The 26,066-nt window shown below is 70.6% G+C and carries 16 protein-coding genes; 13 read left to right on the plus strand and 3 right to left on the minus strand.

Annotated features, from left to right (window positions below):
• Window positions 1–15 precede the first annotated feature (15 nt).
• Window positions 16–3,861 carry a glycoside hydrolase domain-containing protein gene (locus tag KUM40_RS27625; RefSeq protein ID WP_217168904.1) on the minus strand — a complete coding sequence of 1,282 codons (3,846 nt, stop codon included), beginning with the start codon at window positions 3,859–3,861 and terminating at the stop codon, window positions 16–18.
• 212 nt (window positions 3,862–4,073) lie between these two features.
• On the opposite strand from KUM40_RS27625, the gene KUM40_RS27630 reads away from it, so the two are divergent.
• From KUM40_RS27630 to KUM40_RS27670, 9 genes are all read left to right on the plus strand, one after another.
• Window positions 4,074–5,456, plus strand: coding sequence for a sugar porter family MFS transporter (locus tag KUM40_RS27630; protein ID WP_217168905.1), 1,383 nt, complete (start codon window positions 4,074–4,076; stop codon window positions 5,454–5,456).
• Window positions 5,457–5,592: 136 nt separating this feature from the next.
• Complete coding sequence (locus KUM40_RS27635) at window positions 5,593–7,311, plus strand: class I mannose-6-phosphate isomerase (protein WP_217168906.1); 1,719 nt, start codon at window positions 5,593–5,595, stop codon at window positions 7,309–7,311.
• Window positions 7,311–8,231 carry an ROK family protein gene (locus KUM40_RS27640; RefSeq protein WP_308401250.1) on the plus strand — a complete coding sequence of 307 codons (921 nt, stop codon included), beginning with the start codon at window positions 7,311–7,313 and terminating at the stop codon, window positions 8,229–8,231. Before KUM40_RS27635 ends, KUM40_RS27640 begins: the two co-directional genes overlap by 1 nt.
• Before the next feature lie 105 nt (window positions 8,232–8,336).
• Window positions 8,337–9,320 carry a LacI family DNA-binding transcriptional regulator gene (locus KUM40_RS27645; protein ID WP_217169782.1) on the plus strand — a complete coding sequence of 328 codons (984 nt, stop codon included), beginning with the start codon at window positions 8,337–8,339 and terminating at the stop codon, window positions 9,318–9,320.
• Between the two features lie 284 nt (window positions 9,321–9,604).
• Complete coding sequence (locus KUM40_RS27650; RefSeq protein ID WP_308401251.1) at window positions 9,605–10,891, plus strand: ABC transporter substrate-binding protein; 1,287 nt, start codon at window positions 9,605–9,607, stop codon at window positions 10,889–10,891.
• Window positions 10,888–11,841 carry a carbohydrate ABC transporter permease gene (locus KUM40_RS27655; RefSeq protein ID WP_217168909.1) on the plus strand — a complete coding sequence of 318 codons (954 nt, stop codon included), beginning with the start codon at window positions 10,888–10,890 and terminating at the stop codon, window positions 11,839–11,841. Before KUM40_RS27650 ends, KUM40_RS27655 begins: the two co-directional genes overlap by 4 nt.
• A 2-nt stretch (window positions 11,842–11,843) precedes the next feature.
• Window positions 11,844–12,659, plus strand: a complete 816-nt coding sequence (locus KUM40_RS27660) for a carbohydrate ABC transporter permease (RefSeq protein ID WP_217168910.1) — start codon at window positions 11,844–11,846, stop codon at window positions 12,657–12,659.
• A gap of 41 nt (window positions 12,660–12,700) precedes the next feature.
• Window positions 12,701–15,748: a glycoside hydrolase family 38 C-terminal domain-containing protein gene (locus KUM40_RS27665; RefSeq protein WP_217168911.1), complete on the plus strand. Its 3,048-nt coding sequence runs from the start codon at window positions 12,701–12,703 to the stop codon at window positions 15,746–15,748.
• A gap of 82 nt (window positions 15,749–15,830) precedes the next feature.
• Window positions 15,831–19,340: a hypothetical protein gene (locus KUM40_RS27670; RefSeq protein ID WP_217168912.1), complete on the plus strand. Its 3,510-nt coding sequence runs from the start codon at window positions 15,831–15,833 to the stop codon at window positions 19,338–19,340.
• Window positions 19,341–19,365: 25 nt separating this feature from the next.
• Here the strand turns inward: KUM40_RS27670 and KUM40_RS27675 are convergent, their stop codons facing one another.
• Window positions 19,366–20,502, minus strand: a complete 1,137-nt coding sequence (locus KUM40_RS27675; protein ID WP_217169783.1) for a sorbosone dehydrogenase family protein — start codon at window positions 20,500–20,502, stop codon at window positions 19,366–19,368.
• Window positions 20,503–20,718: 216 nt separating this feature from the next.
• Between KUM40_RS27675 and KUM40_RS27680 the strand changes: the two genes are divergently transcribed.
• Window positions 20,719–22,692, plus strand: coding sequence for a serine/threonine-protein kinase (locus tag KUM40_RS27680; RefSeq protein WP_217168913.1), 1,974 nt, complete (start codon window positions 20,719–20,721; stop codon window positions 22,690–22,692).
• A gap of 9 nt (window positions 22,693–22,701) precedes the next feature.
• On the opposite strand, the gene KUM40_RS27685 is transcribed toward KUM40_RS27680, so the two are convergent.
• Window positions 22,702–23,490 carry an FHA domain-containing protein gene (locus KUM40_RS27685; protein WP_217168914.1) on the minus strand — a complete coding sequence of 263 codons (789 nt, stop codon included), beginning with the start codon at window positions 23,488–23,490 and terminating at the stop codon, window positions 22,702–22,704.
• 157 nt (window positions 23,491–23,647) lie between these two features.
• Between KUM40_RS27685 and KUM40_RS27690 the strand changes: the two genes are divergently transcribed.
• The 3 genes from KUM40_RS27690 to KUM40_RS42220 are packed head-to-tail and all read left to right on the plus strand — an operon-like array spanning window position 23,648 to window position 25,977.
• The gene (locus KUM40_RS27690) at window positions 23,648–23,851 is read left to right on the plus strand and encodes a DUF2997 domain-containing protein (RefSeq protein WP_217168915.1); all 204 of its coding nucleotides are present in this window, start codon (window positions 23,648–23,650) and stop codon (window positions 23,849–23,851) included.
• Window positions 23,839–24,429 carry a 4Fe-4S cluster-binding domain-containing protein gene (locus tag KUM40_RS27695; protein ID WP_217168916.1) on the plus strand — a complete coding sequence of 197 codons (591 nt, stop codon included), beginning with the start codon at window positions 23,839–23,841 and terminating at the stop codon, window positions 24,427–24,429. The genes KUM40_RS27690 and KUM40_RS27695 overlap by 13 nt, the downstream gene beginning before the upstream one ends.
• Window positions 24,430–25,977: an AAA family ATPase gene (locus KUM40_RS42220; RefSeq protein WP_217168917.1), complete on the plus strand. Its 1,548-nt coding sequence runs from the start codon at window positions 24,430–24,432 to the stop codon at window positions 25,975–25,977. It begins immediately after the preceding gene.
• Window positions 25,978–26,066: the final 89 nt, after the last annotated feature.

Below are 26,066 nucleotides of genomic sequence, written 5' to 3' on the forward strand. Positions count from 1 at the left end.
GGAGGCGCTACTGCCCTACTTCGGCCGCACCGGATCGCTCTTCGCGCTCTCGGGCCCCCGCCCGGCCATGTTCTCGGCGGTGACGGTGAAGGTGTACGTCTCCCCCGCGGTGAGGCCCTTGACCTCGGCCTTCGTGGCCCCTTCACCCACGCGGACGGGTGCGAGCGGCTTTCCGTTCCGGTAGGGCCTGATCAGATAGCCGGTCACCGGAACGCCGCCGTCGAACGCCGGAGCCTTCCACCGCACCGAGGCACGGCCCTTGCCCGGTGACGCCGAGACCGCCTCGGGGGCCTCGGGTGCGGAGGGCAGGGCGTCCACCTCGAACTCCAGCAAGCCGTTGTTGAAGCCCGTACCGCCCACGGTCTGGAAGCGCACCCAGTCGAAGGTCTTCATGGCGAAGTTCACGGTCTTCGGCCCCTCGGCGGGGATGTCCCCGACCTCGACCCGGCTGCCGTCGGAGAAGGTCAGGACGCCGCCGTTGGCATCGTCCTTCGTCGTGCGGTCGGACAGCACGATCCGGTCCGCCTTGATCTCATCCGGCCAGTCGAGCTGCACCCACGGGTCGAGTTCTCCGTCCGAGGCCCAGTCCGCGCCCGGCGTGGCGCCGCCGGAGTCGCAGCCGTCGTGGACGTTTTCCGCCGGGTAGTCGTCGCTGTACTCGGACGACGCCGTGGCCACGACGTCCGGCCGGCAGGCGGCGTTGCCGCGCAGTTTGGCCTTGTCGAGGCCGATGTCGACCAGCTTCGAGGCGGTGGCGTCCCCGCTGTCGGCGGAGGCGGCGGTGACACGCACCCGGCCGTCGCGGTGGTTGACGGTCAGGATGCCGTCGTCGTCGATGACCGCCTTCTCGGTCGGGGATCCGTCCGGCTCGGTCACCGACCAGAACACTCGCTTGAACGTGGCGCCGGCGGGTGCGACCGTGGCCTCGAAGCGGGCTTCGCCGTACGGCTCGTCCAGTGTGCTCGGACCGCTTACGGCGATGTCCTTCACGAACGTGGATGTGCGTCCCTCGGACTTCGACTGTGACGGCGGCAGGTGCTCGGTGCCCCAGTCCTTGTCGGGCTCGGAGCCCATCCACAGCTCCAGTGTGCCGCCGTCGGCGAGCTGGTCGTGCCGGAACCAGGCGTTGTCCAGCCGCTTGCCGTCCAGTCTGGCGTGCTGGATGTACATGTTCTCGGCCGAGTTGTGGTGCGTGACGATGCGGAAGCGCTTGCCCTTGGTGTGGCGCGGGTCGAGCTTGATGGTGATCTCGTCGAAGACCGGGGAGGTGATGTCGTAGACCGGCTCCTGCAGACTGCCGCCGGTGACCTCGAAGAGCCCCATGCCCATCAGGGCGCTGAGGGCGCCCATCTGCCCCTGGTCCTCGTCGAAGTGGCCGTAGCCGTCGTCGGTCGCGGTCGAGCCGTAGGTCTTCTCCTTGACCTGCCGCACCCAGTACTGGGTCAGCCACGGCTTGCCGACGTAGTTGAACAGATGGGCCATCTCCAGACCGGGCTGATTGCCGTAGGAGACGTATCCCTCCCCGTACTCACCGATGAAGTCGTCCTTCTCCGCCCTCGTGAAGGCGTAGTTGAGCTTGTCCGCGTACGCCGTCTCGCCGCCCATCAGGTTGGCCAGCCCCATCACGTCCTGGGTGGTGAACCAGGTGGCCTGCCAGGCGTTCGCCTCGACGAAGTCGTCCGGGGCGAGCGGGTCGAAGGGGGTACGCCAGCGGCCGTCGGCGTCGCGCGGGCGGATGAAGGCGGTGTCCTCGTCGTAGAGGTTGCGCCAGTTGCGGGAGCGTTCCTCCAGGTACTGCTGGGTGTCGGTGTCGTCCCAGGCCTCGAACTCGTTCAGGCCGACGTTCTCGCCCTCGCCGCCGGTGGCGGTGAACTTGACCGAGGTGACGTCGCGCTTCTCGAACCGGACGGTCTTCCTGCCACCGTCGGCGGGGATGTCCTTCACGTCCACGCCGGAGCCGTCGCTGAACTCCAGCCGTCCGGAGCGGACATTGCTGTCGTTGTCCGCCCGGTCGCTGAGCACTACCTTCCGCAGCGTGCGCGGCTCGTCCCAGGTGAGCTCGATCCAGGGGCTCTTCTCCCCCGCCGACGCCCACTCGACGTCGGTGGGCGCGCGCAGTGGCCGGCCGTCGATCGCGTGGGCGGCGCCGTGCTCCTCGTCCAGCTCGGACGAGGCCGTGGCCTTCGCGTACTGGGTGGCGTTGATGCCCCGTTTGCCCAACTGCTTCGCGAACTGTGCCAGTGCCCAGTCCTGGTTCGCGTATTCCAGGGTCTGGCCCGCGCCCTGACCCGTCGTGCCACTCGGCACGTAGCCGAGGTCGAGGTACTCGCGGTTGCCGCCGGTGCCCCAGCCCCCGTAGTCGAACCAGGCCTTGTCGAACAGCCCGCCCACCGACTGGGCGTCCATCATCGCCTCGTACGCCAGGTCCGTGTCGAAGTCGCGGATGCCCTTGTTGTAGGCGCCGGTGATGAAGGACGTCACGGGTGAACCGCTCATCACCATCGAGTAGTTGCCGGCGACCGGCCCGCGGGGCAGCAGCTCGCCGTCCTTGTACATCTGGAGCTGGGACTTCACCAGGCTGCTGTAGATCTCCGGATAGGCGAGGCCGAGGACGCTGTTGAGGTTCCACTGGGTCAGCCACAGCGCGTCGTAGTTGTACATCGCGAACTCCGGCCTGCCGTCGCGGCCGACCGGTACGTGTCCGACACGGCCCCTGCCCCAGGTGTTGTCCAGGTAGGCGCCGTCGGCGTCGCTGACCATGCTGCGCCCGCACAGGACGTGGAACAGGTCGGTGTAGAACTTCTCCTGCTGCTGGTCGGTGCCGCCGCGGACGTCGATGCGGCCGAGCATCCGGTTCCACTGCTTCTGGGCATCGGCCTTGACCGCGTCGAAGTCCCAGCCGGGCAGCTCGGTCCGCAGGTTCTTCTCCGCTCCCGCGGTGCCGGTCAGGGACAGGCCGACCTTCATCTGCACCTGTTCGCCCGCCTCGAGTCGGTCGTAGCGCACGTAGGCGCCGGCGTCGGTCCCCGAGACCTCGTCGACGGGCTCTCCACCGTCGACGAGCTTGCCGCCGGCCCAGCCGTGCAGGGAGTCGAAGGGCTTGTCGAAGCGGATGTCGAAGTACAGCTTCACCTTGTGGTCGGCGTCGTCCTCGGCGAAGCCCTCGCCGTGCTGCAGTACGTAGCCGGCGATCTCGCGGTCGTTGCTCCTGGTCACGTGCGCGTCGTCCATGATCGCCTCGCCCAGGTGGCCGCCGAGGTTGACCAGGATCTCGCTGGGTCCGGCCTTGTCGTACGTATAGCGGTGCATGCCGACGCGGTCGGTGGAGGTGAGCTCCGCGTCGATGCCGTAGCGGTCCAAGTGCAGCTTGTGGTAGCCGGGTTGTGCGACTTCACCGTTGTCGTGGTCGACGTGCGACTGCCAGCCCTCGTCGCCGTCGAGCTTGGGTACGCTCTCGCCGCTGGTCGGCATCACCTGCACGCCGGACAGCCGCCAGTCGTGGAGGTGGCTGAAGCCCTTGACCTGGTTCTCGTTGCGCCGGTAGCCGGTGTCGCGGGAGGAGTGGGTGCTGGTGTCCGGGCGCAGTTTGACCATGCCGAACGGTCTGCTGGCCGACTGGAAGAAGAAGTACCGGCCGATGTCGGCCTCCACCCACGGGTTCACCCGGTCCACGTAGTTCCGTCGGTCCTCGTGGTCGCGTTCGGCACCCGCGGAGGGTGCGGCCGCGGCGACGGGCGTGCTCGCGCCGCCGTCCACCACGCCCAGAACCAGCAGGAGGGCGCTCAGCAGTAAGGTCAGGCGGCGGGCGAGTCGGGAGGCGGCGGCTCGGGCTGCCCGCCCGTCTCTGGGACGACCTGGCATGAAAGTCTCCTCGCGTGCGGGTTAGCGTTAACGTGAGAATCCAAGGCTGGAGCGTCCCTGCTTCACAGGGTCGTGTCAATGGCGCCGACACAACCGGCTTCCCGACAGCCTGGGCCCACAGGTGCGTTTTCAGCTTCCGCACATCCGTTGACGCCTCCGCGACGCGCCGCTAACTTCCGTGTGAACGTTAACTCAAAATTCGGAGGTCTTTCGTGTCCCAGGCAGCGGCACCCGACGCGAAGAGCGTGGGCAGGTCCTCCACCAGACGCATCTACTTCTTCGGCGCCCTCGGCGGCCTGCTCTTCGGCTACGACACCGGGGTCATCGCAGGCGCACTGCTCTACATCCGGGACGAGTTGGGGCTGACCCCGCTGACTGAGGGTCTCGTCGTCAGCTCCCTTCTGGTGGGGGCGATGGCGGGAGCGACCACCGCGGGAAGGCTCGCCGACACCCTCGGCCGGCGCCGCGTCGGCATGGCCGCTTCGGTCGCCTTCGGCGCGGGCGCGCTGGCCGCGGGCCTGGCCCCCAACACGGCACTGCTGGTCGCCGCCCGCGTCCTGCTGGGCCTCGGTGTGGGAGCGGCCTCGGTCGTCGTTCCCCTCTACCTCTCGGAGATGGCCACCACGCGAAGTCGCGGCGCGGTGTCGTCCCTGAACCAGTTGATGATCACCGTGGGCATCTTCGTGGCCTACGTCACCAACTCGCTGCTGGCGCCGGCCGAGGCATGGCGCTGGATGCTCGGCCTCGCGATCGTGCCCTCGACGGTGATGCTGGCGGGCTTGATCGTGATGCCGGAGACGCCGCGCTGGCTGCTGCGCAACGGGCGGGAGGAGGAAGCCCGCGAGGTGCTCGCGCGAACGCGTGGTGCGACCGGGATCGAGGCCGAACTCGCCGAGATCCGGCAGGTAGAGGCCACCTCCCGGGAGCGGGCGGGACTGCGGGAGGTCTTCGTGCCCTGGCTGCGTCCCGCGCTCGTGGTGGGCATCGGGCTCGCCGTGCTCAATCAGGTCGTCGGCATCAACACGATCATCTACTACGCGCCCACGACGCTGACCGACGTCGGGTTCAGCGACTCCGCCGCGATCTACGCCAACACCGGAATCGGCGCGGTCAACATGGTGATGACGCTGGTGGCCATCTGGCTCATCGACAAGGTGGGCAGGAAGCGGCTGCTGCTGACCGGAGCGACGTGCATGTGCGTCAGCCTGACCGTGCTGGCGGCGACCTCGCTCCTGCTGCCGGAACCGGACGGCCCGGGTGCGGTCGGCGTGGTCACGCTGGCCTGTCTCGCCGCGTTCATCGTCAGCTTCTCCGCGTCCTGGGGCGCCGTGTGCTGGGTGGTGATCAGCGAGGTGTTCCCGCTGCACGTGCGGGGCGCCGCGGTCGGCTTCTGCACGATGCTGCTGTGGCTGGCCAACTTCGTCGTCTCGCTCAGCTTCCCGGTCCTGCTCGACGCCGTGGGCATCGGCTGGCTGTTCCTCGGGTTCGCGGCGATCTGCGCCCTCGCCCGTGTGTTCACGGCACGGTTCGTCGTGGAGACCAAGGGGCGCAGTCTCGAGGACATCGAGCTCGCCCTGCGCGCCCGGGAGGCCTGACGTCCGCCCCATCGACGAACCACGAACACCTCGCCCACGGTCACCCCACCGTCGCCCCCCTGTACCGCCTTGACTGGGGCCGGACCCCGCACCTTACAGTTAACGATAACATTCAGATCGACCCCCGGAGAGTGCCGTGACCCGCTCCTACCAGCGCAACCCCCGCTACCCGGCTGTCGACGGAAGGGTCGCGCGCGGGTGGGAGGCCGCTGTCCGGACCCTGCCCGCCGGGCCCGCCGTACTGGCCCTCGACGGCCCGGCCGCGCTCGACTGGAGTGCCGTACACAGCCATCTGTCCCGCGCGCTCGCCGCGCACTGCACGCCCGCCCGTTTCGTGGACCTGCGCGAGTTCGAGGCCGACTGGGACACCGTCCTCGAGCGGACCGGCGACGGCCCGGGCGCGGATCCGTACTACCTGCCCCTCGCCCGCGCCTCCGTTGCCGGGGCGTACACCACGCTGCCCCGGACCGACACTCCCGACGAGGGGCTGCTGATCGCCCTGGGCCCGGGCGCCGCACTCGTCGGGCACGACCTGCTGTGGTACGCCGACCTGCCCAAGCGCTACGCCGAAGCGGCCGTCAGCGCCGGGGACCCGGCCGTCGGCGTCAACCTCGGCCGGCACGGCGCGCCCGGCGACCTGCGCCGTCTGTTCTACGCGGACTGGCCCGTGCTCGACGCCCACCGCGACGCCCACGCCGCCGACATCGACCGCTGGCTGGACCTCCAGGACATCCGACGTCCGGCCTCGATCGACGGGAGCACCCTGCGCGCCACTCTCGCGCACCTGGCCGCCGGCCCGGTCCGTACCCGCCCGTGGTTCAACTCCACCCTCTGGGGAGGACAGTGGGCATCGAGCGAACTGGGCTTCACGCCGCAGAGCGGCAACACCGCACTCGGCTACGAGCTGATCGCACCCGAGGCCGGCGTCCTGGTGGGCGACGGGCCCGAGGCCGAGGTGGAGCTGCCCTTCCAACTGCTCTGCGTCCTGCATCCCGAGGAGTTCCTCGGTGCGGCGGTGCACGAGGAGTTCGGCACCTCCTTCCCGATCCGCTTCGACTACCTCGACACCGTCCGGGGAGGCAGCCTCTCGGTCCATCTGCACCCGCGCGAGGAGTACATGCGCGCACACTTCGGTTGGGCCTACACCCAGCACGAGACCTACTACCTCACGGCCACGGCCGCCGAGGACCCCCGCGTCCACCTGGGGCTCCAGCAGGACGCCGACATCGAGCTGATGCGCAAGCAGGTGATCGCCGCCATCGAGCACGGCGAGGAGATGAACGTCGAACGCTTCGTCCAGAGCCATCCCGCCGAGGAAGGCCGGCTCTACCTGATCCCGGCGGGGACACCGCACGCCTCGGGCACCGGCAATCTCGTCCTGGAGATCAGCGCCACACCGTACCTGTACTCTCTGCGCTTCTACGACTGGCTCCGCAAGGGGAAGGACGGAGCGCCCCGCCCGCTGCCCTACGAGCACGCGTTCGCCAATCTCGACGACACCCGCCGGGGCGAGGCGGTGAGCCGCGACCTCTTGCAGCAGCCCCACGTGCTGCGCGAGGGATCAGGCTGGCGGGAGGAGGTTCTAGGTGCGCTGCCGGAGATGTTCTACGAAGTGCGCCGCGTGGCGCTCGAGCCGTCCTGCCGGGGCGCCGCCATGGACACGGCGGGCCGGTTCCACATCCTCAACGTCTCCGCCGGGGAAGGCGTCGTGATCGAGTGGGGCGACGGCCGTTCGCACGACCTCGCCTTCGCCGAGACCCTGACGGTCCCCGCCGGGGTCGGCCCCTACCGGTTGCGCCCGCTGGGCCCGAAGCCCGTGCACGTCGTCACCTCACTGGTCAGGGAGGACCGTTGATGCGGCCGGTACTGGAGATCGGCGGCACGCATGTCACCGCCGCCATGGTGGACCTGCCGGCGGGAGCCGTGCACGGGGAGACCGCTCGGGAACCGCTGCCCCCGCACGGCTGTGCCGAGGAGATTCTCGGCCGTCTCGCCCGGGCCGCCTCCCGTCTCGGGGCGCCGCCGTCCGCCACCTGGGGCGTGGCCGTGCCCGGGCCCTTCGACTACGAGGCCGGTCTGGCACTGTTCGAGGGCGTCGGAAAGTTCGACGCGTTGTACGGCGTGGATGTCGACGCCGCCTTGCGTGCGCGCATCCGCCCGACACCCGCCACGCTCCGCTTCGTCAACGACGCCGACGCCTTCGGCCTGGGCGAACACACCGGCGGGGCCGCGGCCGGACACGCACGCGCCATCTGCCTGACTCTCGGCAGCGGCGTGGGCTCGGCCTTCCTGGCGGACGGCATGCCGGTCAACGACGGACCACACGTACCGCCACAAGGCAGTGCCCACCGGCTGGCCTTCGACGGACGCCCGCTGGAGGACACGGTCTCACGCCGCGCGATCCGGGCCGCCTACGCCCGTGCCGCGGACGGCAGTCCGGACGACGTGCCCGACGTACGGGGCATCGCCGCCCGCGCACGCACCGGAGACGCCCTTGCCGGCGAGGTGCTCGAACACGCCTTCCGCGCCCTGGGGGTCGCCATGGCCCCCTGGGTGAACCGCTTCGCGGCCACCGTGCTGGTCGTCGGCGGCTCCATCGCGACGTCCTGGGACCTCGTCGTGACGCCACTGCGCGACGGTCTGGTGGCCGGCGGAGCGTCCGGGCCGAGCCTCGCACCCGCCCGCCTGCCCGACACGGCCTCGCTTCTGGGGGCCGCGCGGTGGGCCGCGTCCCGGGCGGCGGACGGGGAGGAGAGCCAAGGCGTCCGCCTATGATGGTGGATCCGCGCAGACGGCGAACGGCTGCCGGTGCCCGAAGGGAGCAGCAACGCAGTGTCCGGGTCCGTAACCGCCGGAGAGCCGCCTCGCCCCAGCCCCACGATGCGAGACGTCGCGGCACGCGCCGGCGTCAGCGCCATGACCGTCTCGAGGGTGCTCAAGGGGAACGAGGGCGTCGGCGAATCCACCCGTCGACGCGTTCTCGAAGCCGTGACCGACCTGGGCTACCGCCGCAACGAGACGGCGCGCAATCTGCGGCTCGGCCGGCACAGCGGGCTGGTCGGACTCGTCGTCACCAACCTCGCCAACCCCTTCTACGCCCAACTCGCCCTCGGCGCGGAGGAAGTGGTGCAGGCGTACGGCCTCAGGCTGGTGCTCGGCAACACCGCCGAACAGCTCGCGCAGGAGAAGCACCTTGTCCAGGACCTCGTCTCCCGGCAGGTGAACGGTCTGATCGTCGTCCCGGCCGGCTCCGACCAACGACATCTCTCCCCCGAGGAGCTGGAAGGCACCCCGCTCGTCCTGGCCGCGCGCCCGCCGGCCGGCATCGAGGCCGACACCGTGCTGGTCGACGACTTCGGCGGTGCCCGAGCCGCCACCGCACGGCTCGTGGCGGACGGCCACGAGAAGATCGGGTTCGTCGGCAATCCGCCCACCCTCTTCACCGGTGCCGAGCGCTTCCGCGGCTGGTGGTCCGCGCTGGAGGAAGCCGGACTCCGGCCGCGCGAGGAGTGGGTGCGGCGGGGCCCGTACACCGTCGTCACGGCTGAGGCCGCCGCGCTGGAACTGCTGGACCAGCCGGACGCGCCGACCGCGTTGTTCTGTGCCAACAACCGCCTGACCCTGGGCGCCTGCCGTGCGGTGCGCGGTCTCGGCACCGCCGCCGCGATCGCCGGCTTCGACGATGTGGAGTCCGCCGACCTGCTGGGTGTTCCGCTCACCCTGGCCTCCTACGCCCCGGACGAGATCGGCCGCCGCGCGGCCCAGTTGCTCATGGACCGTTTGGAGGCCGGATCCGGGACAGGGCCGACCGGCCCGCCGCGCAGGACGGTCATTCCCACCCTGCTGGCCACCTACGGCCGGTGAGAACCAGGGCCCGGTCATGGGCCTGGTTGGCCGGCATCCGGGGACGTGACTCCGTGGGCGAAGCGTCGCAACGTTAACGATACCAAGCAACGAGTCGACCCCTACCGCTACCTGCAGTGCCCACATCAGCCGATCTGACCTGGTGTTTCTTCATGACGGGCGATTGAGTCCAGCGAAAACCTTGTGGGTGCCGGATGGTGTCGTTAACGTTCTCGTCCGGAGACCATCTGCGGCACCCCGGCGAAAGGGCACCGATGAACCCCTTTGGTACGACAGAGAGAGGCGTGCGGCCGGGCCCCACTCGCCGCCGTTTCCTCGCCGGTCTCGGCGCGGGCGTCTCCGGGCTCGCGCTCGCCGGCTGCGCCCGAGGCGACAGCACGGCCGCGGTCGAGGGCACGGCGAGCTTCAGCAACGACAACGGAAGCTGGGACGAGGGCTACGCCCTGGCCTCGGACGCGCTGCGCCCCCTGACCGGATACTCGCTGCGCCCGCAGTCGGTCCCGGAAGCGATCGCGTACCAACTGGTCACCCAGATGACGCTGCAGACCTCACACGCGCCGGATCTGATCAAGTGGACGTCCGGCTACGAGCTCAAGAAGCTGGCGCGCGGCGAACAGCTCACCGACCTGTCCGGCCTGTGGAGCGCGTACGCGGACAAGGGATGGATCACCGAGTCACAGCGCGACATCATGCAGTACCGCGGCGCTGTCTACGGAATCCCGTTGTACGAGTCCTACTACGTCGTCTTCTACAGCCCCCCGGTCTTCGCCCGGCTCGGACTGCGCGTGCCGGAAAGCTGGGAGGAACTGCTGCACTGTGCCACCGTCCTCAAGCGGCACGGCACCACGCCCTTCGTGGCCACCCAGGCCGGCGGCTGGCCGGCCTACGAGTGGTTCCAGGAGCTCATCAGCAAGGTCGACCCCGACTTCTACACCGCACTGGTCGAGGGGAAGGCCCGCTACACCGACGCGCCGGCGGTCCGGGCGATGGACATCTGGCACGAGTTCATGCGCAAGGGCTGGACGACCCCACCCGACTACGACCAGGGAAAGGGCGCCGCCGAACTCCGCGAGGGCCGGGTGGGGATGTTCCTGCACGCGACGTGGCACACGAAGAACCTGAGCGGTGCCGACATGCGGCCGCTCAAGGACTACGACGCCTTCGTTCTGCCCACCGTCACGCGGTCCGCGAAGAAGTCGGTGATCACGGAGAGCAGTGCCCTCGCCGTGCCGCGCCGTGCCACCACCCACGAGGCCGGCATGGCGAGCGCCGGGGCCTGGCTGCACCCGAACGTGCAGCGGGCATGGACCGACTACCTCCAGGACGGCTCGGCCAATCCCACCGTACGGTCCAGCAACCCTGTGGTGGCCGGCCTCAGGGACAACATCACGAAGGAACGGCGGGCACGTCTCGTCCGCTACAGCGAGGCCAGCCCGCCCAGTCTCATCCAGGGCAACATCCAGGACCTCTCGGCCTTCATGACCGGTCAGATGTCGCCCGGAGCGACGCTGCGCAGCATGGCGGAACGCGCGGACGAGGAATGGCACACGTGGAGGCAGGACGAGGCATGAGGACCACTACCGCGCCACCCACCACCGCCGGCCACCAGCACCGGTCGCCCGATCCACGCCCCCGCCGGCCACCTGCCGATCCGCCTCGGACGGCGGTACGTGATCGCCTCGCCGCCGGCGCTTTCCTGACCCCGTCGGTCCTCCTGGTCGGTGTGGTGCTGCTGGCGCCCTTCGCGACGACGATCTACCGAAGCTTCTTCGACGACCACCGTCACTCCGGCTTCGCCGGTGTGGACAACTACCGGCTCTTCCTCACCGACGACGCACTGCTGCGCTCCGTGGAGAACACGCTCCTTTGGGTGGCGGGGACCGTGGCCCTGCCCTTCGCACTCGGCATGCTCATCGCCTGCCTCTCCGACGCCACCCGCTGGTCACGCTTCGCCCGGTTGTGCGTCGTCATCCCCTACGCGCTGTCCGGCGCCGCCGTGGCCGTCGTGTGGAACTTCGTCCTGAGTACCGACGGTGCGCTCAATCAGATGCTGTCGGCGGTCGGCCTGGGCTCCCTCAGCCAGAGCTGGCTGCTCGACTGGCCGGGCAACACCCTGGTCATCATCTGCGTCAACGCCTGGCAGGCCACCGGTGTAGCGGTCATTCTGATCCTCGTCGGGCTGCAGGGCATCCCGCCCGAGACACTGGAAGCAGCCGATCTCGACGGCGCCGGTCCCTGGCAGCGCTTCCGCTTCGTCGTGCTGCCCCAGCTCCGTCCGGTGTCGATCATCGTGATCGGCATGAGCCTGGCCAACGGGCTCAAGTCCTTCGACCTTCTCTGGGTTCTCACCCGGGGCGGCCCCGGACGGGCCACGGAAACGCTGGCGGTCTCCATGTACCAGGAGACCTTCCTGCTCCAGCGGCCCGGAGCAGGCTCCGCGATCGCGGTCGTCCTCACAGTGATCGTCCTTGCGGCGTCCTGGCTGTACCTCCGGCGCCAGTTCGACGAGAAAGGCGCGTGACGATGCGTCTCGGCAGAGTTCTGCGGAACACCGTACTGATCCTCCTGTCCCTGCTGTGGGCCGTCCCGTCCTGGCTGCTCCTGGTCAACGCGCTCGTTCCCGCGCAGGAATACACCGGTACACCCCACTGGCTGCCGAAGAGCTTCGGGCTCTTCGACAACTTCGCGACGGCGTGGAACGAGGCGGACCTGGGACCCGCCATGGGCAACAGCCTGCTGTACGCCGTCGTCGGCTCCCTGACCGCGGTGGTCATCGCCACCGCCGCCGCGTTCGCGGTAGTGATCATGCCGGTGCGGCGCCGCGTGCTGTGGTTCTGGCTGATCTACTCGGGCACTCTGCTGCCGCTCCAGGTGTTCCTGCGCCCGCTGTTCCTCTCCTACGCGCATCTCGACCTGTACGACACGCAGATCGGCATGTTCCTGGTGTACGCCACCATTTCCATCCCGTTCTCGTTCTTCCTCATGCGCAACTACGCCACCACCGTCCCCCGGGAGGTCGTCGAGGCGGCACGGATGGACGGCGCCTCGTGGTGGCGACTGTTCTGGCAGATCCACGTACCGCTGTCGAAGTCGGCGATGGTGGCCGCGTTCTCCTTCCAGTTCGTCGCCATCTGGAACGACCTCCTGTTCGGCATCACCTTCAGCACCAGTGACAACATCCGGCCCGCCATCGCCGCGCTGTCCGAGCTCCAGGGCAACTACTCCGACGTCGGACCCCCCGTGGTCCTGGCGGGCGCCCTTCTCGTCTCGCTCCCCACCCTCCTTCTCTTCTTCTCCGCGCAGCGCTTCTTCGTCAACAACCTCAAGCTCACGCGCTGACCCCGTTTCTGTACCCCCCACTGCGTTGCGGAGCCCCATCCATGCATGACGACCGTGAACTGACCGAAGCCCGACTGCGCCGGGTGCTGGAACAGCGCATTCGCCCCGCCGTGTATCCCGCCTCCGTGCCGCTGGAGGTCGCCGCGTGGGTCTCGCCCGGCGAGCCGGTTCCGGTGGCCGAGGGGCTGACGGCCGCCCACACACCCGTCGCCGTGGGAGAGCGGTGGGGCGCCCCCTGGGACACCACGTGGTTCCGGGTACGCGGCGAAGTGCCCCCTCAGTGGGCCGGGAAGACCGTGGAGGCCGTGCTGGACCTGGGCTTCGACGAAGGGCAACCCGGTTTTCAGTGCGAGGCCCTGGTCTACACCCCGGACGGCACGCCGGTGAAAGGGCTCAACCCCCGTAACCAGTGGGTCCGGGTGGGCACCCGGGTCCAGGGCGGTGAACCCGTCGAGTGGCATCTGGAGGCCGCCTCCAACCCGTGCCTGGATCTCGGCTCGTTCCTGCCGACGAGGCTCGGCGACCGGCACACCGCGGGCACCGAACCCCAGTACCGCCTGGCGCGGATGGACCTCGCGGTCTTCGACCCGCAGGTGTGGGAACTCGTTCAGGACCTCGAAGTACTGGACGAGCTGATGCACGAGCTGCCGCTGGACGCCGAACGCCGCAGCCGGGTGCGGCGCGCCGTCGGCCGGTCCCTGGACGCTCTCGACCCGCAGGACGTGAACGGCACGGCTCCCGCCGCCAGGCGGGAGCTGGCCGACGTCCTGGCCTCGCCGGCCCACGCGTCCGCGCACCGCGTCAGCGCGGTCGGGCACGCGCACATCGACTCCGCCTGGCTGTGGCCCCTGCGCGAGACCGTACGGAAGGTCGCGCGCACCGCGGCCAACATGACCGCGCTGCTGGAGGACTCCCCGGAGTTCGTCTTCGCCATGTCCCAGGCACAGCAGTTCGCCTGGATCAAGGAACACCGGCCCGAGATCTACACCAAGGTCAAGGACGCCGTGCGTGGCGGGCGCCTGGTGCCCACGGGCGGGATGTGGGTCGAATCCGACACGAACATGCCCGGTTCCGAGGCGATGGCCCGTCAGTTCGTGCACGGGAAGCGGTTCTTCCTGGACGAGTTCGGAATCGAGAGCGACGAGGTGTGGCTGCCCGACTCGTTCGGCTTCGCCGCGGGTCTTCCGCAGATCATCGCCGCCGCGGGTGCCAAGCGGCTGCTCACCCAGAAGATCTCCTGGAGCCGTACCAATTCCTTCCCTCATCACACCTTCTGGTGGGAGGGGATCGACGGGACCCGGATCTTCACCCACTTCCCGCCCGTCGACACCTACAACTGCTCGATGCTGGGCAGTGAACTCGCGCACGCCGCACGCACCTTCAAGGAGCAGGGCGCGGCCAGTGGCTCGCTCGCGCCCACCGGGTGGGGGGACGGCGGAGGCGGCACGACGCGCGAGATGGTCGCCAAGGCGGCCCGGACGCACGACCTCGAAGGTTCTCCCACCGTCACCTGGGAGACACCGGAGGCGTTCTTCACCCGGGCCCAGGACGAGTACCCGGATCCCGCCGTCTGGGTCGGCGAGCTCTACCTCGAGCTCCATCGGGGGACCTTCACCAGCCAGGCCCAGACCAAGCAGGGCAACCGGCGCAGCGAGCACCTGCTGCGCGAGGCCGAGCTGTGGGCGGCCACGGCGGCCGTTCGGACCGGGTTCGCGTACCCCTACGCGCGACTGGACCGCATCTGGAAGACGGTCCTCCTGCACCAGTTCCACGACATTCTGCCCGGTTCGTCCATTGCCTGGGTGCACCGGGAGGCCCGGCGCACCTACGCCGAAGTCGCTCGGGAGCTGGAGAGCGTCATCGGCTCGGCGCTCAAGGCGCTGGCCCCGTCGGGAGACACCGAACTGCTCGCCAACTCGGCGCCCCATCCACGGGGCACGGTGGCGGCGGGTGCCCTGGGCGCTCCCGCGGCCGACGGCGCCGACGTCACGTCCGAGCCGGACGCCGAGGGCGGCTTCGTCCTCGACAACGGGCTGCTGCGGGTCCGCGTCGACGCCCGCGGACTGATCGTCTCGGCCTACGACCGGGAGGCCGGCCGGGAAGCGCTGGCCCCGAACGCGGCGGGGAACCTTCTGCAGATCCACCCGGACCTCCCCAACGAGTGGGACGCCTGGGACGTGGACGCGTTCTACCGCAACGTCGTCACGGATCTCGACGACGTGAGGGAGGTACGCCTGGAACACACCGGAACGGACTCGGCGACGATCCGGGTGTCGCGTTCCTTCGGGAGTTCGCAGGCCGTTCAGTGCCTGACCCTGGCGCGCGGGCAGCGCCGGATCGACCTGGAGACGGAGGTGGACTGGCACGAGACGGAGAAGTTCCTGAAGGTCGCCTTCCCTCTCGACATTCATGCCGAACGGTACGCCGCGGAAACGCAGTTCGGGCACCTGTACCGGCCCACCCACACCAACACGAGCTGGGAGGCCGCCAAGTTCGAGGCGTGCGCGCACCGGTTCGTGCACCTGGAGGAGCCGGGCTGGGGCGCGGCGGTCGTCAACGACTCGACGTACGGACACGAGGTGACCCGCATGGTGCGCGCCGGCGCCGAGCGAGGAACGACCACGACCGTTCGCCTCTCCCTGCTGCGGGCACCTCGCTTCCCGGACCCGGAGACCGACCAGGGCACACACCGCTTCCGCTACGCCCTGGTCCCCGGAGCGCGGCTGGCCGACGCGGTCCGCGAGGGGCACCGCGTCAACCTGCCCGAGCGCCGGGTGCCGGGGGCGGCCGACGGCCCCGGCACCCTGCCCCTGGTCGGCGTCGACACCGAGCAAGTGGTGGTCACCGCCGTGAAGCTCGCCGACGACGCCGGCGGCGACGTGATCGTGCGCTTCCACGAGGCACACGGCGGACGGGCCACGGCCACCGTCACCGCGGGCTTCTCCGTCGCCGGTGTCACCGCGGTCGACCTCCTGGAACGTCCCATCGACGCCCCCGCGCCCATGACGGCGGAAGGGAACTCGGTACGCCTTGCCCTGCGGCCCTTCCAGATCGTGACCCTGCGGTTCACCAGGAGCAACCGTGTCTGAGGGTCGGGGCACCGGACGCCGCCGACCCGTCACACCCGCCCGCGGCCCCATGGCCGCCCGGCCTCCAGAGGAAACCCCCCGCATGACCTCCGACCGCTCCCTGTGGACAGCGACCCCCGCCCCCGTCACCGGATCATGGCCGGTCGTGGACGGCACACCCACGCTGCACGTCGACCTCGACCGCTCCGACGCCGGGTGGCCCGAGGTGCACCCCGGCATCCACGACGCCGACGGAGGTCACCGGGCGCACCGCATCGTGGCGTCCTTCACCCTGGAACACGCCGAAGACGCCGTCCTGCACCTCGCGTATGCGGCGGAGCGCGGCCCCTGCCCCGACCTCGAAGTCGTCCTGGACGGCGCCCGTCACTCGCTGCACCACCTGGCCGTCGAGCGGGCCGACCGCGCCCGCACCGGGGACCCGGGCCCCACCTCCGGGCACGGCACGCTCCGCATCCCGCTGCCCGCGGCATGGCTCACCCCGGGACGGCACGAGCTGACCGTGACCACCGTCCTGGACGAACCCGCGGCCACTGGAGCGCCCCGCGCCGAGGACGGGCGCCCCGCCCGCCGCCCTGGCGAGGCGCTGCCCCCCGCACGCGCCCACTACGGGAAGTGGTTCGGCTCCTATCTGCGGTGGAACGCGGTCCGGCTGGAGTCCGGCGGCACTCCACCGCACCACGCCCCGGGGTGGTCCCTGCGGGCCACACCCCTCTATCTGCACGGTGATCCGCAGCCGGTTCCGCTGGTCGAGCTCACGGCCCAGGTCCCCGCGGGGGCCGCCCTTCCCGGCGACCTGTCCCTGCGTTACGCGGACCGGGTCCTGCCCGTTCCCCGGGCTCCGGAGCGGGACTTCGGCATGGTCCGCTGGCGGCTGCCCGCGCCCGGCTTCGACACACCGGCCGAGTTCGCCCTCCACGCGGGTGACACCCTCCTGCACCGTGCCGACCTGACTCCGGCCCGCCGCTGGACCGTGCACCTGATCCCGCACGTGCATCTCGATCTCGGCTTCACCGACACCCAGCCGAAGGCGCTGGAACTGCACTGCCGCAACATCGACAAGGCCCTGGACCGCCACGCCCGGGACCCCGCGTTCCGCTACAGCGTGGACGGGGCCCTCGTGGTCCGGGAGTACATGCACACCCGCTCACCGCGGCGACGCGCCCGTCTGCGGGAGGCCATCGCCGCCGGAGTGATCGGCGTGAACACCTTTCACAGCAACCTGCTCACGGGCGTCACCGGTCTGGACGAGCTGCGCCGCGCGCTCGACTTCGGCACTTCCCTCCCCGCCGGACCCGGCACCGTTGCCCGATACGCCAACATCACCGACGTACCCACGTGGACGGGGGCCCTGCCCTCGGTGCTGCGGATGGCGGGCGTGGACGCCTTCGTGGGCATGTCCAACCATCACCGCGCGGCCACCGCCGGCAGCGACGAAGTACACCTGGCCTCACCGGTGCGCTGGCAGGCCCCCGACGGCAGCGAAGTCCTGGCCCACTTCGCCGACCACTACTCACAACTGCGGTTCATCGCCGCCGATCCGCAGTCCGTCGCCGGCGCGGTGAACGGCCTGGAACGCTGTCTCGAGCGTTACGAGCGCCCGGACTATCTGCCCACCGATCTCGCCGTGATCGGCACCCACGCCGACAACGAGGACCTCGGTGACGGTGACGCCGGGTTCGCCGAACGGTGGAACGAGGCTTTCGCCCACCCCCGGGTGCGGGTCTCCACGTTCGGCGACTACCTGAGTTCCGTCGCGCCGCTGCGTGACCGGCTGCCGCTGCACCGGGCGGAGGGCGGGAGCTTCTGGGAGGACGGGCCCGCCGCCTCCGCCGCGGACGCCGCCGCCTACCGGCGGGCTCAGGCCATGCTGCCTGCAGCCGAGAACCTCGGTGTCGTCTCACAACTGACCGACGGGCGCTATCGCCCCAACCGGGAGGCCCTGGACCGCGCCTGGGACGGCTTGATCACCGGGGGCGAGCACACCTGGACGTGGGCCCGTGGCGTCTCCCACCCGCACGCGCCGCAGATCGACGACCAGCTCCACTGGAAGCGCCGGGCCATCGACGACGCGGCGCGGATCTCCCTCGACGAGAGCCGCCGCGTGCTCGGTCAACTGGCCGAGGCCCTCGACCTGGACGGCCCCTGCCTCCTGGTCCACAACCCGCACCCCTGGCCCGCGTCGCTGACCGTCGAGGCCGACCTGCCGCAGGGCAGCGTCCCGCTGGACGCGGAAGGGCGACCGGTCCCCCTCGAGGTGCTGAGCGACTGCGCCGGCATGCTCCGCGTCAGGCTTATTCTCGAGGAGATGGAGGCCTTCGGCTACCGTTCCTTCCCCCTGAGCGACCGGAGCGACACCGTTCCCGCGGGGGAACAGGCCCCGGCGGCCGTACACCCGCCCGCGTCGCACCCCGCCGACGAGCGGACCCCGGTGGGGGCGGCAACAGCCGGTCGGACGCGGGCGAGCGACGTGTGGGAGGTCGGGCTTCGGGACGGCGACGGGCTTCCCGTCAGCCTGCGTCATCTGCCCACCGGCCGCCAACTCCTCGACCCCCGGGCCCCCTTCGCGCTGGGAGAGCTGATACGGCTGACGGCCGCCGAGGCGAAGAGCAGCGGGGCCCACGACCGGACGATGATCAAACAGCTCGATTCGCGTCTCCACCCCGGCACGCCCACCGCACTCGCCGAAGAACGCCCCGCGATGCGGCTGCTCGGCGCGCGCCGCACTCCGGACGGCATGCGGCTGCGATGGGCCGGCGAAGGCGCGGGCCTCAGCGCCATCACCGTGGAACTGCTGCTGCGCGATGCTCCCGACCAGTGCGAGCTGACCGTCGAAGCGACGAAACTGCCGGTACTCGACATGGAGTCGGTGTCCGTCGCCTTCCCGTTCCTGGTCGACACGCCGACGGTGCGCTACGACAGGCAACTGGGCTGGGTGGAGCCACGCGCCGATCACGGGCCGGGCTCGTCCAACGAGTGGCTCTCCGCCACCTCCGCCGTGACCGTCACGGCGGACGACGGGCCGGGCGTGATGTGGGCGGCCCCGGACAGTGCCCTGTTCTCCTCCTCCGACCTGGTCCGCGGAGTCTGGCCGGAGCGGTTCTCGGAGACGAACGGGTACCTGTACGCGTACGTGATGAACAACTTCTGGCCGTGCAACACGCCGCCCACGCAGTCCGGCCGAGTGCGGTTCCGCTACGTCTTCGCGGCCGTCGACCGCCACGCGCCCGAAACGGCGTCCCGGTTCGGAGCACAGGCCAGGCTCGGCGCCCTGGCTCATGAGGTGACCCCGCTGGACCGGTTCACCGAGACCCGGCCACCCCGGTTCGCCGAGGGCGCACTGCTCGACCTGGGAGACGTGCCCGACTGCAGGATCTCCCTGACCGGCGAGGAGGACCGCCTCGTCCTGCGGATCGCCAACCTGCGTGCCGGGGAGAACCGCGACATCGCCCTCCGCGTTCCGGACGGCTTCCGTGCGGTGGAGAGCGATGTCGCGACGTCGGCCGCCGACCGCAGGCTCAGGCCCTGCCTGGCACCCTTCGGCGCCGTGGAACTGTTCCTGCGGCGCGGTGAGTCCCGGCAACCGGACAACTGACGGTGGCGGGCGGGCGGTTACCGGATCACGCGGGGTCGAGGCGGGAGACGGTGCCGCCGATGGCGAGGACGTACAGCTCGCCGTCGCCGTCCTGGGCGAAGGACACGACCTCACCGCCGTTCACACCGAGGTCTGTCTGGCCGGTCACCTCGCCGTTCTCGATCTCCAGGGAACGCAGTGTGCCGTCGCAGTAGTCGCTGTAGACGTACTGTCCCGCGAGGTCCGCGATCGCGTCGCCACGGTAGACGTAACCGCCGGTGACCGAGCAGCCGAGGCCGCCCCGGTCGTACTCGTGGATCGGCGGGACGTGGTTCGCCGGCTCGGTGCCGCCCCGGAAGGGGTGCGTGCCCTCCATCTGGGACCAGCCGTAGTTCTCTCCGCCCTTGCTGCTCGCGGGCGCCCAGTCGATCTCCTCCCATGCGCTCTGGCCGACATCGCCGATCAGCAGGTCGCCCGAGCCGGCGTCGAAGGAGAACCGCCACGGGTTGCGCAGCCCGTACGCCCAGATCTCGCCCTTGGCGTCCGGGTCGCCGACGAAGGGGTTGTCCTGCGGGATCGCGTACGGGTCGCCGCCCTGCGGGTCGATGCGCAGCAGCTTGCCGAGCAGGGTGTCGAGCTTCTGACCGTTGCCGTCGGGGTCGCCGCCGCCTCCCCCGTCACCGAACGCGACGTAGAGGTAGCCGTCGGGACCGAACTTGATGTCGCCGCCGTTGTGGTTCGACTCGGGCTGTTCCTGGGTCAGGACGGTGCGCCGGGTGTCCTCCTGGATCGTCCCGTCCTCGACGGCGAACTCGTCGATGGTGCTGGTGCCCTCGAGGTCGGTGTAGGAGATGTAGAGGTGCGCGAACTCCTTGTCGAACGCCAGCCCGAGCAGGCCGCGTTCGCCGTCGGTGGTGGTCTCGTCGGAGATGTCGAGCACGGGGTCGCCGAGTCCGTCGTCGTTCAGGACCCGGACGGTGCCCGCACGTTCGGCGACCCAGACCGTGTCACCGGGACCCGCGGTGCCCGCGGTCGGGTTCTTGGCCTGGGCCACCTCGGTCAGCACAACGGGCGCCGCGCGCTCGGAGGCGGCGGGCTCGTCGGCGGACGCCGTGGCCAGGGCCAGGGACCCGACGAGGCCCAGCGTGCCGATGATCGCCGACAATCTGGTGCGAACTTTCACCATGGCCTCCCGGAGGCGGTGAGTGGGGGGAAGGTTGTGCCGCCGGTCACCGCAGAGAATACGAGACCGGAGCGTCCTGGCCCAGACCAATGTGCGTCTCTTCTGGGGTGTGGGGGTTGTTCACCCGGCTGAGGATGCTGCTGAACAAATGCCGACGGCGATGTACTGAGGGGAGCAGACCATACGAACGCGACCGCTCTGCCGAGGGGAGGATCCGTGCGTTGCGGGGACGAGTTCGCCGGCCGCTACGTCCTCAAGGAGGTCGTCGGCGCGGGGCGCGGCGGTGACGTGTGGCTGGCCCACGACACGGTGGTGGGCCAGGACGTCGCCCTGAAGCCGGAACGGACGGACGGCGGGGGCGAGACCGCCGAACGGCGGCTGCTGGGCGAACCGCGTGCCATGGCCAAGTTCCGCGGCCATCCCCACGTCGTGACCCTTTTCGACGTGGTGAGGGTGGCGCAGGACGGGGACCGGGCGAAGGTCCGGACCGGGACTCGGGACCCGGCCGGAGGGGCAGGGCAGGCGTTCTGGTTCGTCATGGAGTACGTGCCCGGCGGCGGCCTGGACCTGCGCGCCCGGCTCTCTCCCGCGCGGGCGGCCCGCATCGGTGCCCAGCTCGCCGACGCACTGGCCGCCCTGCACGAAGCGGGCATCGTCCACTGCGACGTCAAGCCCGCCAACATCGGCCTCACCCGTGACGGGACCGCGAAGTTGCTGGACTTCGGCGCCGTCTACCGGGCCGGCGGCACCGAGACCATCACGGTCAACGGCCCGTCCAGCTTCACCCCTGACTACGCCGCTCCCGAGCTGGCCCGCGGGAACCTCCCCCGGCCGGCCTCGGACGTGTTCTGCCTGGCCGCCACGCTCTGCGCGCTGGTCACCGGCGCGCCGCCGCGCGGGGGCGTGCCCCAGGAGGCGGACGCCCTCTTCGACCGGGCGGGGGGCGACGCCGAGGAAGCCGACCGGCTGAAGTACTGGAAGGCCGAGCAGGGCGTCGTCGAGCTGGACGCCGCCGCCGTGGGACCTCTGTACCCCGTGCTCACCGCCATGCTTCAACGTGATCCTCGGCGACGCCCCGACGCCGCCGAAGCCAGGCGGCTCCTGGAGGGCGTCGCCGGAGCCGGGCCGAAGTCCCCCGGGGAGACGGCCGGCACCGTCACCGGGCGGCGATCGCGGCGGCGGCCGCTGCTCGCGGCCGCGGCCGCTCTCGGCATCGGCGCCGTACTGGCCCTGGGGCCGGCCGTCGTCCATGACCACGGGGACGGCGGGCAGGCCGCTTCCCGGCCCGTCCAGAGCCGACTGGAGGAGGACGCCCCGGACGGCGGACCCGAGGCCCTGATCGGCGATCCGCACACGGCCGACGTCTGCGCCCTGGCCGACCCCGCCGCTCTCGACCGGTTCGGTGACGGGGAGGTGCGCGTGGACGTGGACTACGGGAATTTCGACCGCTGCGACGTCCTCGTGGGCATCGACGACCGGACCCGGATCGACGTGTCGATCCGGATTCTTCGGGGCTCGTCGCCCGAGGGGTCGAAACCGTCCCGCACCGTCGGGAGGATCGGCATCCGGGAGGATCAGGCCGAGAGCGACGCATGCGAGCTGCTGCTGACGTCCGCCGGCGACACCGACTCCCGGGTCGGGGTTCGCGTCAACATGGGCAAGGGTTCCGTGGTCGGCGGCAACGCGACCCTGTGCGCCGTCGCCGACAGAGCCGCCACGAGGGCGGCCGAGCTCCTCGACCGAGGTCCGCTCCCCCGCCGTTCGCCCGCCTACCCGCGCACCTCGCTGGCCTGGGCGAACGCCTGCGAGCTCCTCGACACCGAGGCGCTGTCCGTCGTACCCGGCCTCAAGGTCGATGTGCCGGACGTCGGCGTCGCGAACTGGAGCTGCGCGTGGTCGAGCGACGTCGACGGGCTGGACGCGGAGATCGCCTTCTTCCGCGATCAGCCGAAGTCCGCGGTGGACGGTGCCACCGCCGCCACGCTCAGCGGATACCGCTCCGTCCTCGGACCTGCCGACGACGACACCTGTACGGCCTTCGTCGAGTACCGCAGGTACAGCGGCCGGGACGGCGAGACCGCCGCCGAGATGGTGCGCCTGGACGTCCATGGGCAGCAGCCCATGGACAGGCTCTGCACGATGGCCGGGGAACTCGCGGCCTCCGCCGCCGCCGAACTCCGCACGCGATGACACCGGATCTCAGGGAGCGGAGTCCGGCCAGGCCGCGTCGTCCTCCATCAGCTCCAGATCCGGCGGCACGAGCGTCGTCGACTCGACCAGCCCCTTGATCAGATTGTGCAGCAGGCTGTTGTCGCCGGGGCGGCCCTGCGACTTGTCGTGGATCAGCGGGTACCGGAAGCCGGTGCGGTGCAGGCGACGGCGTACGGCCTCGATCCGGTACTCGATCTTGCGCTCGTTCCAGCCCGCGTCCGGGCGGAGGTAGGCGAACTGCTTGGCGGCGGTCGCGTACGTCAGGGGGCGCGGGTCCTCCTCGTACAGCAGATACCGCTGGCCGAGGACGACCAGCAGCAGCCGTTCGTCGTCGTCGAGTGCCCAGGTCTCCGGGCGCGCGGTCGCGGCGCGCCGCCGGGACACGGGTCCCTGGTCGTCGTGGCCGGCGACATACAGCTCGACCAGGTGCTCCCGGTAGCCGGAGCCCTTCACGAACAGCGGGGTGTAACCGGTGGCGAGCGGGACCGGCTCGGTGCTGAGGTGCATCATCCGGCCGCGCGGCAGACGGACCAACTGCTGTCCGGTGTTGCGCAGCCACCACTGCCCCGCGCGGTACGTCAACTCCCCGTGCCGACGGCTCACCCGCAGGTCGTCGATGCCGACTCCCAGGTCCACGTCCGGCTTCTCGCCCCGTCCGAAACGGACCGTCAGCCCCGGGCGGGGCGGTGCGGTGAGCTCACCCGTGACGGTACGGGCGTGCAGGATGCCGGGTGTGGTGGGCGCGACACCACGCGCGAGGCTGGCGGAGAGGGGCATCGCTGGTCTCCTCGGTTCGTGGGCTGCTCCACCCGCTTACGGGGCCCTGTGGGGCATGCCCGCACGATGCAGTGTCCCCTCCGGGACCCCTCCCGAGTCACGCCCCGCACAGTGGGCGGAGTCATTTCCGCTCATCCCCACGGCGAAGGGTGACTCGATGGCGCAGGAGAGTGTCGAGATCGTGATCTCGGCGGACGGCACCGCCGAGGTGCACGTCCGGGGTGTCGCCGGAACGAGGTGTGTGACGGACACCGACGCGTTGGTCGGGCTGCTCGGCGGGACGGTGGAGCACCAGACGCTCACCGAGGAGGCGTACCAGCAGGACGCGGCCGAGGAGCAGGATCGCCTGTGGCAGGGGTGAGCGGCCTGGGCACGCCCTGGCGGCTGCACGCCGTCGTGCCCCGAAGCACCGCCAACGGTCCGGGGGTCCGGTACGTCGCCTGGAGCCAGGGGTGCGCCCTGGCCTGCCCGGGGTGCTTCAATCCCGAGACCCATCCCGCGGCTGGGGCCGGCCCGGCGCGTACGGCGGGTGAGGTGGCCGACGAGGTGCTGGCCGACGCCGCGTCCCTCGAGGGCGTCACCCTGACCGGCGGTGAGCCGCTGGAGCAGCCCGCCGCGGTCGCCGCGTTCTGTGCCGAACTCCGGGCGCGCAGCGGCCTGTCGGTGATCGTGCTTACGGGGTTCACCCGGGCCGAGATCGAGTCGGACGAGGCCCGGTCGGCGGCCGTCGCCGACGCCGATCTCGTGATCGCCGGCCGCTACAACACGCGGCTTCGGCTCGCCCGGGGACTGCGCGGCTCGTCGAACAAGGAGTACTGGACGCGCACCGGGCGCTACACGCCGGACGATCTGGCCGCCGTACCGGAGTTGGAGATCACCATCGCGGCCGACGCGACACTGACGTTCACCGGCATGGCCGCGCCGGGAGGAGAGTTCTGAGTGGGCACTGTGGGCATCCATGACGAGATCCGGCTGTATCTGCGCGCCCGGGTGGCGCTGATCGTGCTCGTCACGGTCGAGGAACAGCGCGCCCTGGCGGTACTGGATCAGGTGCGGCTCGACCGGGACCCGTCGTCCGACCTGGTCACCTGGGACATCGCCGACGGCCTGGAGTCCGCGGCGGGCCGAGCGCTGCCCAAGGCGGCGGGTCCACCGGACGCGCTGGCCAAGATCAGGGAGCTTTCGGAGAAGGACCCGCGCCGTCGTGATCTGTACGTGCTCAAGGACTTCCACGCCTTCTGGGAGCGCGACCCGGCGGTGCGCCGACGCCTGCGCAACCTCGCCCACAAGCTCGTCTTCACCGGCTCCTCGCTGATCGTGACCACACCGGTGCGCGGCATCCCCGTGGAACTGGGCGACGACGCGGTGGTGGTCGAAATGCCGCTCCCGGAGGCCGACGCGCTGCGCGGCGAACTCGACCACCTCGTCGACAGCACCAAGGGAGTGAAGTCCACGCTCACCCCGGCGGGTCGCAGCCGCCTGGCCCAGGCCGCGCTGGGCCTCACCGCCGCCCAGGCCCGCCGGGCCTTCGCCAAGGCCATCGTCCGCGACGAGGTGCTCGACGACCGCGACATCAAGGCGGTACTGGCCGAGAAGAAGGCGGTCATCCGGGAGAACGAGGCGCTGGAGTTCTACGGCGCCGAGGAGAGCCCCGACGACCTCGGCGGTCTTGACGTGCTCAAGGAGTGGCTGCGGCTGCGCGAGCGCGCCTTCGGCGACGCCGCCCGCGAGTTCCGCCTTCCGGCACCCAAGGGCATCGCGCTCATCGGCATCCCCGGCACCGGCAAGAGCCTCACCGCGAAGATGATCGGCGGACTGTGGCGGCTGCCGCTGCTGCGCCTGGACGTCGGTGCGCTGTTCGGCTCCCTGGTCGGTGAGTCGGAGGAGCGGGTGCGCAGGGCGCTGCGGCTGGCGGAGACCGTGTCGCCCTGTGTGATGTGGATCGACGAGGTGGAGAAGGCGCTGACGTCGGGCGGCCATGACGGAGGCACCTCGCAACGGGTCTTCGGCACCGTCCTGACCTGGATGCAGGAGAAGACCGCCCCGGTGTTCGTCGTGGCCACCGCCAACGACGTCAGCGCGCTGCCCCCGGAGACACTGCGCCGGGGCCGGTTCGACGAGGTGTTCTTCCTCGACCTGCCCACCGAGGAGGAACGACGCGAGATCATCACCGTCCACCTGCGCAAGCGCGGCCGCAGCCCGGAGGCCTTCGACGTCCACCAACTGGCCCGGGACTGCGACGGGTTCGTCGGGGCGGAGCTGGAACAGGTCGTCGTGGACGCGATGTACGAGGCGTTCGCCGAGGAGCGTGACATCACCACCGCCGACATCGCCCGCGCGGCCCTGCGCACGGTGCCGCTGAGCAAGTCCCAGCGCGAGGTCATCGAGGACCTGCGCGCCTGGCTGCGTGAGGGCCGCGCCCAGTCGGCGTCCTTCGCCGGTGCCGCGCAGGCGGCCCGGTATCAGGTTCCGGTACTGGAGGTGTGAACGTTGCCGCACATCCGGATCGCGGTGGCGGCGCTGCGGCTGCCTCTCGGACGGAGGTCCCGGTGGCGCCTTCGGTCTCTGGTGACCGT

The organism is Streptomyces sp. AC512_CC834 (assembly GCF_019049325.1).
In the GTDB taxonomy this organism is placed as follows: domain Bacteria; phylum Actinomycetota; class Actinomycetes; order Streptomycetales; family Streptomycetaceae; genus Streptomyces.

Coding starts and splice junctions, on each gene's coding strand:
- KUM40_RS27625 (WP_217168904.1), bottom strand. CDS start 3,861: ATGCCAGGTCGTCCCAGAGACGGGCGGGCAGCCCGAGCCGCCGCCTCC.
- KUM40_RS27640 (WP_308401250.1), top strand. CDS start 7,311: ATGCGGCCGGTACTGGAGATCGGCGGCACGCATGTCACCGCCGCCATG.
- KUM40_RS27645 (WP_217169782.1), top strand. CDS start 8,337: ATGCGAGACGTCGCGGCACGCGCCGGCGTCAGCGCCATGACCGTCTCG.
- KUM40_RS27655 (WP_217168909.1), top strand. CDS start 10,888: ATGAGGACCACTACCGCGCCACCCACCACCGCCGGCCACCAGCACCGG.
- KUM40_RS27660 (WP_217168910.1), top strand. CDS start 11,844: ATGCGTCTCGGCAGAGTTCTGCGGAACACCGTACTGATCCTCCTGTCC.
- KUM40_RS27665 (WP_217168911.1), top strand. CDS start 12,701: ATGCATGACGACCGTGAACTGACCGAAGCCCGACTGCGCCGGGTGCTG.
- KUM40_RS27670 (WP_217168912.1), top strand. CDS start 15,831: ATGACCTCCGACCGCTCCCTGTGGACAGCGACCCCCGCCCCCGTCACC.
- KUM40_RS27685 (WP_217168914.1), bottom strand. CDS start 23,490: ATGCCCCTCTCCGCCAGCCTCGCGCGTGGTGTCGCGCCCACCACACCC.
- KUM40_RS27690 (WP_217168915.1), top strand. CDS start 23,648: ATGGCGCAGGAGAGTGTCGAGATCGTGATCTCGGCGGACGGCACCGCC.